The organism is Streptomyces sp. NPDC056734, assembly GCF_042790455.1.
In the GTDB taxonomy this organism is placed as follows: domain Bacteria; phylum Actinomycetota; class Actinomycetes; order Streptomycetales; family Streptomycetaceae; genus Streptomyces.
In genome coordinates this window covers 37,919-50,056 of the sequence record NZ_JBHTZD010000004.1, presented here as the reverse complement: position 1 = coordinate 50,056, position 12,138 = coordinate 37,919, and the positions used below count along the sequence as shown (strand labels likewise).

The following is a 12,138-nucleotide window of genomic DNA, read 5'->3' as shown; positions in this document are numbered from 1 at the left end:
GCCGTACGGCTCGGACTCCGGGGACTGCGCGCCCAGCGACACGGAAGCGTGCGACTCCGGGGCAGGTGACCGTGTATCGCGCGAGACGAGGTCATGCGGCTCGGGGCGAGGTGACTGCGCGCCCGGCAAACCGGAGCCGTGCGGCTCGCGGTTCGGCGGCTTGGGGTTCGGTGGGCGGAGGCCCTGCGGCTCGGGGCTCATGTGACGCTCACCTTCTTTGCGAAGCGGGCCGCGAGGGGGCCGAGGGCGGCGATGGCCAACGCGGTGACGTTGGCGCCGGAACGGGCGGACAGCGCGGCCTGGAGCGGGATCATGGCGCGGATGCCGCCGCCGACGGCGCGCTGGGTGAGGGGAGGTGAGGGGTTGAGGGCGGCGTGGAGGTAGGGGCGCCCGGCGGTGGAGGCGTAGAGGAGGGCCAGGGCGGTACGGAGGGTGGTCCCGGGTGGGAGGGGGGTGGGGTGGAGTGAGGGGGGAGGGGGGAGCGCGCCGAGGCGGAGTCGGGGGAGGGCGGTGGTGAGGGGGGCGGAGGTCGTCAAGGCCGTGTTCGGGCTGGGGTTCGGGGCGGTGTGGGGGTTAGTGCCCGGCAGGCCCCGGGTGGCTGCTTCGCCGGGACCTGCCGGGGGTCGGGTGGTGAGGTGGGTCAGGAGAGCGGTGGCGGCCAGAGCGGCGAGGGGGGCGAGAGGCCGGCCGCCCTGGGTCTCGTCGCGGGACACGGTGGTGACCGCGAGGGTGTGGGCGCCGAGAAGTGCGGCGGAGGGGAGTGCCTCCCGGGTGCGGCCCTTGGTGGCCGCGGCGCCGAGCAGCAGGTCCAGGGCGCGGGCGCCCGCCATGGCTACGGGGCCGGCCGGGGTGTGCTTGAGGCCGAGGTCGTAGGCCCAGACGGTGGCCGCGAGGGGGGCGGCGACCGCGAGGGCCGGGCGTCCGGCGCGGGCGGCGAGAGCCAGGCCGACGGCGGTGAGGGCACCGGCGGCGGCGAGGGCCGCGGCGGGGCGGATCCGGCCGGAGGGGATCGGGCGGTGCGGGCGTTCGGCGGCGTCCTCCTCGCGGTCGGCCCAGTCGTTGAGGGCCATGCCCGCCTCGTAGAGGCAGAGGGAGGAGCCGATGGCGAGCAGCGTGCGGGAGTTGGGGCGGGCGCCCATGGCGGCGGCGCCGGTCAGGGCGTCTCCGGGGACGGTGAACAGCGCGGGGAGGCGCAGCAGTTCGGCCCAGGCGCGGAGTCTGGCGGGAGTGGAGAGCGGGCCGGTCCCCGCGGTGTGCGGGGTGGTGTCGCCGACCTTGTCCGGGTGGCAGTCCTTGCCGGGGCGGCCCGCCTTGCCAGGGTGGCCACCTTTCCCGGGGTGGCTGACCTCGCCAAGGTGGCCAAACCTGCCGGAGTGGCCGTCAGACCCGGTCTGGGCGTCGAGCCCGGCCTGGGCATCGGGGCCGCCACGGGCGCCATCACCAACCCCAGCGTCAAACCCACCCCGGGCGTCACGACCAACCTGCGCGTCAAGGCCGACTCCGGCGCCATCACCAATCCCGGCGCCAAAGCCGCCCTCGTGGTCAAAGCCACCCCCGACCTCATCGCCGCCCCGCCGACCCTCCGAGGCACCCCACGTCTCCTCGCCGTCCCAGTCGGCGTCGCCGCACGCCCCCGTACGGCAGCAGGCGTCCGACCCCGTCCCCCAGTCATCCTGGTCCCGGGCCCTGGTCGGCAACGCCCGGCCAAGGCCCGGGAGCCACGCGGCACGCGTACCCCGCGCAGCACCCGTACCCCGCACGACAGACGTACCCGGCGCGGCACCCGTACCCCGCGCGCCACGCCTACCCGGCCCGGCAGACGTATCCCATGCCGCGCGTGCGTCACGCGCAACGGTAGGCAGACGTCCGGCCAGTGCCGTCAGTTCCGACACCAGCGCCCGCAGCCTCATGCGCGCTCCTCGGAGTTCTCGTCGGCGTTCTCGCCGGAAGGCCCGTCGGCCGGGGCACCGCTGTCGTGCCCTCGCCCCGACACACCCCCCTCAGAAACCCGCGCCCGCGCCCCCACACCCCCCTCCGCCAGCAGCCCCCCGAACCGCACCAGCTCCCGGTACTGCTCCCCGAGGGCCGCCGGGCCCTCCCCCACCGGGTCCTTGAAGTAGAAGCCCAGTTCGGACAGAGGGCCGGAGAGGCCGGTTTCGTGGGCGCGGGCGGTCAGGCGGGCCAGGTCCAGGACCAGCGGAGCGGCCAGCGCGGAGTCGCAGCCCTGCCAGATGGTCTGCATGATCATGCGGGTGCCGAGGAAGCCGTCGAAGGCGATGTGGTCCCAGGCGGTCTTCCAGTCGCCGAGGGCCGGGACATCGTCGATGTGGACCTCGCCCTCGGGGGTGAAGCCGAGGGTGTCGGCGAGGACCCGTTCCTTGCCGGCGTTCTTGGCCGCCGCGGCGGCCGGGTCGGCGAGGGCGGCGCCGTCGCCGCCGCCCAGCAGGTTGGCGCCGGACCAGGCGCGGACGGTCAGCGCGCGCTGGGCGAACATCGGGCCGAGGACCGAGCGGAGCAGGGTCTGACCGGTCTTGCCGTCGCGGCCCGCGTGGGGCAGCCCGCTGTCGGCCGCCGCCCGGGCCGCGTCGGGGTGGTGCATGCCCTGGGAGGGGGTGAAGTTGACGTAGGGGCAGCCCGCGCGGAGGGCGGCCAGGGCGTACAGGGTGCTCGGCGCGTAGGTGTCGCCGGTGGCCGCCGGTTCGGTGGAGGCCACGTTCACCACCACGGCGCGGGCCAGCCCATGGCGTCGTACGAAGTCCTCGATGTCGGCGGCGAAGGCCGCGATCAGTTCGGGGGCGGTGCGGGTGTCGCCCGGGGTGGGGCCGCCGGGCCGGATCTCCTGGTCCGCCGCGGCCAGTTCCCCGGCGACGGCCGTGGTCAGGCCGGGCGGCAGGACACCGCCGGCGGTCAGGGCCTCGGCGTGTTTGGGCAGCGGGCAGTCGACGGTGTCATGACCGCCGAAGACGAGGTCGGACAGGGCGGGCAGGCCGCTGTCGGTGAAGGCGGGGGTCTCGGTCAGCATGCCGGTGGGCGGGTGCAGCCCCGCGGTGACGGCGGCGCACCCGGTGATGACGGTGGTGGCGACGGAGCCTCGGGCTCCGATCAGCCACACCCCTACACGCGGGCGGGAGAGGGACGCGGACATGGGCAGCCTCCTTGTCGTGCGCGAACCCAGAGGGCAGGGGAAGGGTCGGGAGACGGCGGGCAGGGGATGGGCCGGGAGACGGCGGGCGGGGATCCGGCGTTCCCCGCCCGCCGCCGTTCTAGTTGCCCGGAGTGGGCAGGTTCTTCAACTGGATGTTGCGGAAGGAGACCTGGTCACTGGCCCCATGGTTCTGGAGGCCGATGTAACCGTCGGTCAGGCTCCGCTGGGGGTCCTTGTTGGTGAAGTCGTTGATCTTGACTCCGTTGAGGAACACCTGGAGGCGTTCGCCCTGGACCTTGATCTCGTAGGAGTTCCACTGGCCGGGCGGCCGGAGGACCTGGTCACGGGCTTTGATGTTGGCCGACTTGAAGGAGTAGACCGATCCGGTGGTGCGGTCGGGCGCGTCCGTCGCGTCGATCTGGATCTCGTAGCCCTTGTTCACGGCGGACCACGGGTCGTCGGAGGCCGGGAAGCCCACGAAGATCCCGGAGTTGTCGTCGTCCTGCATCTTCCAGTCGAGCTTGAGGGAGTACGAGCCCAGCTCCTTGGCCTGGTACCAGAGCAGGCCCATGCCGCCCTCGGACTGGAGGGTGCCGTTGCTGACGGTGAACGTGCCGGGGCCGGCCTGCTTCCAGCCGTCCAGGGTCTGGCCGTTGAAGATCTTCCGGTAGTCCGTGCTGGGCTTGCAGTCGGCCTTGACCTGGCCGGTGGCGTACTGCATCCCGCCGAGCAGATGGGCCCGGAAGGCTTCCTCGGTGTAGGACTCCTTGGTGTGGCCGCCACCGGTGTAGAAGGACCGGCCGCCGCCGTAGGTCTGGCACCAGGCGATCGGGTGATCGCCCTTCATGGAGCCGCCCTGGTAGGTGGTCTCGTCCAAGGTGGCGAGGACCTTGGCCTGCTCACGGGGGTTGGTGCCGTAGTTGTACCACTCGTCGGTGCGCTCCCAGGTCTCGCCCAGGTGCGCCGTGGACGGGTGGTCGTGGTCCTCGACGCGGACGGTCGCCTGCTGGATCTGCGGGTGCGAGGTGAAGTAGGCGCCGACCAGACCGCCGTAGAACTCCCAGTCGTACTCGGTGTCGGCGGCGGCGTGGATGCCCATGTAGCCGCCGCCGTTCTCGACGTAGTTCTCGAACGCGGCCTGCTGCTCCGCGTTGAGGACGTCACCGGTGGTGGACAGGAAGGCCACGGCGTCGTACTTGGCGAGGTTGGCCGTGGTGAACTGGCGGGCTTCCTCGGTCGAGTCGACCGTGATGCCGGCCGGGGCGCCCAGCTCCTTCAGGGCGGCGACGCCGGCCGCGATGGAGTCGTGGCGGAATCCGGCGGTCTTGGAGAAGACCAGGACCTTCTTGCCGCCCTTGAACGGCTCGGTGGAGAACTCGAAGTCGTCCAGGTCGTACAGCGCGCCCGCGCCGCCCTTGAAGACCAGGAAGATCTCCGTGGTGCCCTTGGGCAGTGCCCGCAGCGGCACGTCGACGTTCTGGAACGTCTCCCAGCTGCCGGTCGGCGGGATGTAGGCCGAGCCGTGCAGCGGGCCGTCGGGCGAGCCGGTGCGCAGCTCGACGAAGCCGCCCGCGCCGCCGGAGGAGGCCCGTACGGTCAGCTTCTTCTGCCCGGCGAGCTGGTAGGGCGTGAAGGAGATCCAGTCGCCGTCGTCGATGTCGCCGACGGTCTTGCCGCCGTTGGCGGTGGGCTTGTCGTAGGTGCGGATGCCCGACTGGTTGGTGAAGTGCTCGGCCTGGCGGTGCAGCGGCTGGAGCACGGCACGGGCGGTGCCGGTGAGCGCCTCCTGGCCGTTGGCGCCACCGTCGGTGTAGCTGGCGCCGACGACGCCGTAGATGTTGGCGTTGGGGTCGTGGCCGCCGTCACCGGGCGGCGGGGTGAGGGTTCCGGTACAGCCTTGCTCGCTGGTCAGCTCGTGGGCGTGGGAGTCGTGGCCCAGGCTGTAGGAGACCTTGACCTTGGAGCAGTCGATGCGCTCCTCGGGGTCGGTGACGGTCACCTTGAACGGGACCGGCTTGCCGAACTCGGCCAGGGCGCCGTTGCCCGGGATGTCGATCTTCACCTTGGGTTCGGTGTTGCCGACGACGATCCGGACGCTGGCGGTGCCGGTGTTGCCCTCGGGGTCGGTGGCGGTGAAGGTCGCGGTGTAGGTGCCGACCTTCTTGTAGCGGTGGGTCGGGTTCGCGCCCTCGCCCTTGGTGCCGTCGCCGAAGTCCCAGCTGTAGGTGAGGTCGGGCGAGTCGGCGTCCGTCGCGGAGCCGGTGAAGGCCACCTTGAGGCCGGCCGCGCCGGACGTCTTGTCGGCCTTCGCCTCGGCGAGCGGGGAGAAGCCGTCCTGGGCGTACTCGATCCGGTACAGCGCGGAGTGCTCGTCGCCCTGGAACCAGGAGATGCCGTAGTCGAGGACGTAGAGGGCGCCGTCGGGGCCGAACTCCATGTCCATGATCTGGGTGCCGGTCCACGGGAAGGGGTTGATCGAGGCGACGGAGCCGTCCGCGTTCTGCTCGATCCGCTTGATCCAGCGGCGGCCGAACTCACCGGCGAAGAAGTCACCGTCGTAGGCCTCGGGGAACTTCACGCTGGAGTTCAGGTTCGGGTCGTAGCGGTAGACCGGGCCCGCCATCGGGGACTCGGAGCCGCTGCCGAACTCGGGCACGGAGCCACCGTCGTACGGGATCCAGGCGGCCTGCGCGGGCGGCAGGTCGACCAGGCCGGTGTTGTGCGGCGAGGTGTTCTTGGGGGCGGCGCAGTCGAACTTCTCACCGGAGACGCCGGTGCCGAAGTCGTAGTCGACGTATGCCTCGTTGTTGCCGACGCAGAACGGCCAGCCGAAGTTCGCGGCCTCGGTGACCTTGGCGAACTCGACCATGCCGGCCGGGCCGCGGCCCGGGTTGGCGGCGCCCGCGTCGGGGCCGTAGTCACCGACGTAGACGATGCCGGTCTGGTCGTCGACGCTCATCCGGAACGGGTTGCGGAAGCCCATCGCGTAGATCTCGGGACGGGTCTTGTCCGTGCCGGGCGCGAAGAGGTTGCCCTCCGGGACGGTGTACGAGCCGTCCGCCGCGACCTTGATCCGCAGGATCTTGCCGCGCAGGTCATTGGTGTTGCCGGAGCTGCGGCGGGCGTCGAAGGCCGGGTTGCGGTTCTCGCGGTCGTCGATCGGCGCGTAGCCGTCGGAGGCGAAGGGGTTGGTGTCGTCGCCGGTCGACAGGTAGAGGTTGCCGTCCGCGTCGAAGTCGATGTCGCCGCCGACGTGGCAGCAGATGCCGCGGGAGGCCGCGACGTCCAGGACCTTCTTCTCGCTGGCGAGGTCCAGGGTGCCGTTGGGGTTCAGGACGAAGCGGGAGAGGCGGTTGACGCCGTCGAACTTCGCGAAGTCCGCGGCGGTGCCGGTCTCGGGGGCGTCGCCCGCGGGGGTGTCCAGCGGCGGGGCGTAATAGAGGTAGATCGCCCGGTTGTTGACGAAGTCCGGGTCGATGCCGACGCCCTGGAGGCCCTCCTCGTCATGGGTGTAGACGGGGATCTTGCCCGCGACCTTGGTGACACCCGCCTGGTCGGTCAGGCGCAGTGTGCCGTCGCGGGAGGTGTGCAGGACGCTGCGGTCCGGGAGCACGGCGAGCGACATCGGCTCGCCCATCTCGGGCTCGCCCTTGGCGAGCGGCACCTGCTGGAACTGCTCCTCGGCGACGGCCGGTTCGGCCTCCGCGGATCCGGGAGCGGCGCCGGCGACGGCCGCCGGGGTGCCCACGGCCAGCAGGAGGCCGGTGAAGAGGGCGACGGCGGTGCGGAGACGGGGGCGCCTCGCGGTGTCGGTGGTTCTGATCCTGGATCCGGTTCTGGCTCTGGTTCTGTGCACGAAGGTCCCTCCGGGAACGGGGTGAGCCGTACGGGGTGGTGCTTGCGTGTGCGGTGCGGGCGCCGGGGTGCGCCGTCACCCCGGAGGTCTGTGTGTCCTGAACGCTTTCCTGGACTCTCCAGGGACGGTATCCGTGTCCGTCCGGGGCGAACACCCCTTGCGTCAGGATCGGTCCGGCTTTTTCCCATCGCAGGACAAAGCGGGATTCGGGCAGGTCGGAGGGGGGACGGGCGGTTGCTCCGGCCCCGCCCCCGACCTGCCGTCAGGTACGTGGATCAGCTGTTGATCACCTGTTGATCGGTCGTGGATCAGCCGCGGTTCAGCGGCGGTTCAGCGGCGGTTCAGCGGCGGTTCAGCGGCGGTTCAGCCTCGGATCAGCCTCGGATCAGCTGTTGAACGCGGCGTCGAAGGACACGGTGGGTGGTTCGAAGTCGAATGCCTTGAGACGGGTGAGCGCCTCGGGGGCGCCCTGGAGCCGGTCCATGCCGGCGTCCTCCCACTCGACGGAGATCGGACCGTCGTAGCCGATCGAGCGCAGCATCCGGAAGACGTCCTCCCAGGGCACGTCGCCGTGCCCGGCGGAGACGAAGTCCCAGCCGCGGCGCGGGTCGCCCCAGGGGAGGTGGGAGCCGAGCCGGCCGTTGCGCCCGTCGAGCCGCTTACGGGCCTCCTTGCAGTCGACGTGGTAGATCCGGTCGCGGAAGTCCCACAGGAACCCGACCGGGTCGAGGTCCTGCCAGACGAAATGCGAGGGGTCGAAGTTGAGGCCGAAGGCGGGCCGGTGGTCCACGGCCTCCAGGGCCCGCTGGGTGGTCCAGTAGTCGTAGGCGATCTCGCTGGGGTGCACCTCGTGGGCGAAGCGCACGCCCTCGGCGTCGAAGACGTCCAGGATCGGGTTCCAGCGGTCGGCGAAGTCCTGGTAGCCGCGCTCGATCATGGACTCGGGGGCGGGCGGGAACATCGCGACCAGGTGCCAGATCGCGGAGCCGGTGAAGCCGATGACGGTGTCGACGCCGAGTGCGGCGGCGGCCCGTGCGGTGTCGGCGATCTCGGCGGCGGCCCGCTGCCGCACGCCCTCCGCGTCGCCGTCGCCCCAGATCCTCGCCGGGAGGATGCCCTGATGGCGTTCGTCGATGATGGCGTCGCAGACGGCCTGGCCGACCAGATGGTTGGAGATGGCCAGGCACTTCAGGCCGTACTTCTCCAGCAGTTGGTGGCGGCCCTTGACATAGCCGGGGTCGGCGAGGGCCTTGTCCACCTCGAAGTGGTCGCCCCAGCAGGCGAGTTCCAGACCGTCGTAGCCGAAGTCACGGGCGAGCCGGCAGACCTCCTCAAGAGGGAGATCGGCCCACTGGCCGGTGAAGAGGGTGAAGGTGCGCGGCATCTCAGCTGGCCTCCTGGACCGCGAGGGGAGTCGCGACGGGGTTCGCGACGGGGTTCGCGACGGGGTTCGCGATGGTGGTGTAGACGGAGTTCTTCTCCGCGCTCTCCTCGACGGCCGCCAGGACCCGCTGGACCTGGAGCCCGTCGGCGAAGGAGGGTTCGGGCCGGCGGCCCTCGGCGATGGCGTGCACGAGGTCGCGGGCCTGGTGCACGAAGGTGTGCTCGTAACCGAGGCCGTGCCCCGGCGGCCACCATGCCTCCAGGTACGGGTGACCGGGCTCGGTGACGAGGATGCGGCGGAAGCCGTTGTGCTCGTCGGGCTGGCCGGCGTCGTGGTACCAGAGTTCGTTGAGGCGCTCCAGGTCGAAGGCGAGCGAGCCGCGCTCGCCGTTCAGCTCCAGGCGCAGGGCGTTCTTGCGGCCGGTGGCGTACCGGGTGGCCTCGAAGGAGGCGAGGGCGCCGGACGGGAAGCGGGCGGTGAACAGGGCGGCGTCGTCGACGGTGACCTCTCCGGTGCCGTCGGCGGCGGTCGCGGACAGTCCGCTGGCCGCGCCGGGCAGCGGACGGTGGCGTACGAAGGTCTCGGTGAGCGCGGAGACCCCGGCCAGCCGCTCCCCCGCCAGATACTGGGCCAGGTCGATGATGTGCGCGCCGAGGTCGCCGAGCGAGCCGGAACCGGCCTGGTCCTTGCGCAGCCGCCAGGTCAGCGGGGCCTGCGGATCGGCCAGCCAGTCCTGGAGGTAGGTGACCCGCACATGGCGCAGGGTGCCGATCCGGCCCTCGGCGACCATCTTGCGGGCCAGCGCGGTGGCGGGCACCCGGCGGTAGTTGAAGCCGACCATCGCGAGCCGGCCTCGGGCCTGGGCGGCCTCGGCGGCCTCGGTCATCGCCGCCGCCTCCTCCACGGTGTTGGCCAGCGGCTTCTCGCACAGTACGTGCTTTCCGGCGGCCAGCGCGGCGAGCGCGATCTCGGCGTGGCTGTCGCCGGGGGTGCAGATGTCCACGAGGTCGACGTCGTCGCGGGCGATCAGGGCCCGCCAGTCGGTCTCGGCGGCGGCCCAGCCGTGCCGGTCGGCGGCGGCGCGCACGGCGTCCGCGTCGCGGCCGCAGATCGCGGACATCACCGGGCGCAGGGGGAGGTCGAAGACGCGGCCCACGGTACGCCAGCCCTGGGAGTGGGCGGCGCCCATGAAGGCGTAGCCCACCATGCCGACGCGCAGCGCCGGTCTCCCGGCGGGGTGCGTGGTGCCGGTACCGGAGACGGCGGTCCGGTCCGACTCCGCCGCGGGGGCATCGTCCGTTCCCTGCGCGCCGGCGTCACTCGTTCCCGGCGTTTCGGCCGCTGCCCCTGCGGGCTGCTGCGGCTGTCCCATGGATCAGTCCTCCTCGTCGTCGTACACGGTGGGGGGTTGTAGGACCCCGGCCGGGCACCGCACGGGCGGCGACCGGGTTGGGCGGGCCCCGGCGGGGGTGCCGCGGGCGCGGCGACCGGGTGGGGTCGGGTCCCCGCTCGGATACCGCGGGTGCGGCGACCGGGCTGGGTCGAGCCCCGGCCCAGGCACCACACACGCGGCGACCGAGCCCGGGTCCCGGGCGGCTCCGGGGACGCCCTGGGGGATCGCCCCAGGAGATCGCCCGGCCTCCGCCCTTCCAGACACCGTCCCTGAGGCGTCCCCCGTACCGCCCCTGAGACCTGACCCGGAGGGTTTCCGGGCCACCGGCTGGGCCGCCTGCGGAGCACCGGCCGGATCTTTCCGGGCGGCACCGCCCGGACCGTTCCCGTGGCGCCATCCCCGGGGTCCGGGGGGTGCCCCGGGTGGCCCCGAGGTGGCCTCCGGGGGCCCGGTCGTGGCGCCGAGGTGGCCCTCGGAACCCGTGCGGGCGGGGTGCTGAGGTGCCCCGGAGGTCGCCCTCAAAGCCCCGGCAGGTGGTGCCGGAATGCCCCGGAGGCGGCCCTGAAAGCCCCGGTGGGTGGTGCCCGACCGCTTCGGAGTCACCGTCCGGGCTCCCCCGGAGGCGTCTCCCGTACGACCGTCCCCGCGCCGCCCTCCGGATGACCGAACCGGAAACCCGAACCGGAAACCCGACTCGGAGCCGAACCGGAAACCCGACCAGCGTGCACCCGACCGGGATCGACGGACCGGATCACCGACCCGGAAACCCGGCCCTGAGCCGGACAAGCACCCCAGCCCCAACCCGACCCGCACGCCCCGACCCGAAGCCGGACAACCACCCGACCCCAAACCGACCGGCACACCCGAGCCGCCCCCAGGACCGGGCGGGGAGAACTCCCAGACTCCCCGCCCGGCCCGTCCAGGGGGCCGGTGCCCGGCCCCAAGGGCCCGTCCGCCCCTCGTGTGCGGGCGGGCCCAGTCAATCGGCCCCGCAGGACCCGTCGTCCGGATCACCCCGGCGTCGCGGGTCCCGTCGTCCGAGCACCCGGCATCACAGAACCCACCACCCGGACCACCCCGGCATCACAGGTCCCGTCGTCCAGGTCGCCCGGCATCGCAGAACCCACCACCCCGGACCACCCCGGCGCCGCAGGACCCACCACCCGGATCACCCCGGCGTCACAGGTCGCGGCCCGCGCCCCCGGCCTCGGCGGCGGCGTGCTCCCGACCCCGATCCCGATCCCGACCCCGGTCCCGACCCCGACCCCGATCCCGGCGGCCAGCCGCCCCCTGTGCCCTACTTGAACCCGGTCGGCATGTACTGGTCGACGTTGGTCTTGTCGACCACGGCCGAGTACAGGGTCACGGACGCCGGGATCTCGAACTCGGCCATGCCGCCGACGCCCTTGCCCTGGCCGAGGGCGCGGGCGAGGTCGATGGCGGAGGCGGCCATGGTCGGCGGGTACAGCACCGTCGCCTTGAGCACACCGTTGTCCTGCTTGATCGCCTCGAACGCGGAGAGCGCCCCCGCGCCGCCGACCATCAGGAACTCGTCCCGCCCGGCCTGCTCGATGGCGCGCAGCGCGCCCACGCCCTGGTCGTCGTCGTGGTTCCACAGGGCGTCGAACTGCGACTGCGCCTGAAGCATCTGGGCCATCTTGGCCTGCCCGGACTCGACGGTGAAGTCGGCCGCCTGACGGGCCACCTTCTCGATGTTCGGGTAGTTCTTCAGGGCGTCGTCGAAGCCCTGCGTACGCTGCCGGGTCAGCTCCAGGGCGTCCACCCCGGCCAGCTCGATGACCTTGGCGTCCGCCTTGTCCTTGAGCCGCTCGCCGATGTAGTGCCCGGCGTTCAGGCCCATGCCGTAGTTGTCGCCGCCGATCCAGCAGCGGTACGCCTGCGGGGAGTTGAAGACCCGGTCGAGGTTGACCACCGGGATGCCGGCCTGCATGGCCGAGAGCCCGACCTGGGTGAGCGCCTTGCCGTCGGCGGGCAGGATGACCAGGACGTCGAGCTTCTTGTTGATCAGCGTCTCGATCTGGCCGATCTGCGCGGCGGTGTCGTTGGAGCCCTCGGTGATCTCCAGCGTCACATCCTCGTACGTCTCGGCGCGGCTCTTGGCGTTCTCGTTGATCGCGTTGAGCCAGCCGTGGTCGGCCTGCGGGCCGGCGAAGCCGATGGTGACCGGCTTGCCGGGGCTGTCGGACGCGGCCGGGGCGTCATTGGCGGCCGGCGCGTCGTCCGAGGACTCGTTGCTGGTACAGGCGGAGAGAAGGACACCGGCCCCGACAGCGGCGCTCCCGAAGAGCATGCCTCTGCGGCTGGTGAATCTTCCCGGGGTGTTCTGCATGGTGGGGAAC

The 12,138-nt window shown here is 72.3% G+C and carries 6 protein-coding genes; all 6 read right to left on the bottom strand.

Annotated elements, in window-relative coordinates; all coding sequences use genetic code 11:
• Nucleotides 1-197: 197 nt before the first annotated feature.
• Nucleotides 198-1,199, bottom strand: coding sequence for an SCO3242 family prenyltransferase (locus ACFRFC_RS06660; protein ID WP_382687024.1), 1,002 nt, complete (start codon nt 1,197-1,199; stop codon nt 198-200).
• Between the two features lie 707 nt (nt 1,200-1,906).
• On the bottom strand, nt 1,907-3,145 hold the full coding sequence (locus ACFRFC_RS06655; protein WP_382686890.1) for an inositol-3-phosphate synthase: 1,239 nt from the start codon (nt 3,143-3,145) through the stop codon (nt 1,907-1,909).
• A 118-nt stretch (nt 3,146-3,263) separates the two neighbouring features.
• Entirely contained in the window at nt 3,264-7,001 is a 3,738-nt protein-coding gene (locus ACFRFC_RS06650; protein WP_382686893.1) for a ThuA domain-containing protein, read from the bottom strand.
• Between the two features lie 385 nt (nt 7,002-7,386).
• Entirely contained in the window at nt 7,387-8,385 is a 999-nt protein-coding gene (locus ACFRFC_RS06645) for a sugar phosphate isomerase/epimerase family protein (protein WP_382686896.1), read from the bottom strand.
• A 1-nt stretch (nt 8,386) separates the two neighbouring features.
• The gene (locus ACFRFC_RS06640) at nt 8,387-9,757 is read right to left on the bottom strand and encodes a Gfo/Idh/MocA family protein (protein WP_382686898.1); all 1,371 of its coding nucleotides are present in this window, start codon (nt 9,755-9,757) and stop codon (nt 8,387-8,389) included.
• Nucleotides 9,758-11,075: 1,318 nt separating this feature from the next.
• Nucleotides 11,076-12,128: a substrate-binding domain-containing protein gene (locus tag ACFRFC_RS06635; RefSeq protein WP_382686900.1), complete on the bottom strand. Its 1,053-nt coding sequence runs from the start codon at nt 12,126-12,128 to the stop codon at nt 11,076-11,078.
• Between the last annotated feature and the right edge of the window lie 10 nt (nt 12,129-12,138).

Coding starts and splice junctions, on each gene's coding strand:
- ACFRFC_RS06635 (WP_382686900.1), bottom strand. CDS start 12,128: ATGCAGAACACCCCGGGAAGATTCACCAGCCGCAGAGGCATGCTCTTC.
- ACFRFC_RS06640 (WP_382686898.1), bottom strand. CDS start 9,757: ATGGGACAGCCGCAGCAGCCCGCAGGGGCAGCGGCCGAAACGCCGGGA.
- ACFRFC_RS06655 (WP_382686890.1), bottom strand. CDS start 3,145: ATGTCCGCGTCCCTCTCCCGCCCGCGTGTAGGGGTGTGGCTGATCGGA.
- ACFRFC_RS06645 (WP_382686896.1), bottom strand. CDS start 8,385: ATGCCGCGCACCTTCACCCTCTTCACCGGCCAGTGGGCCGATCTCCCT.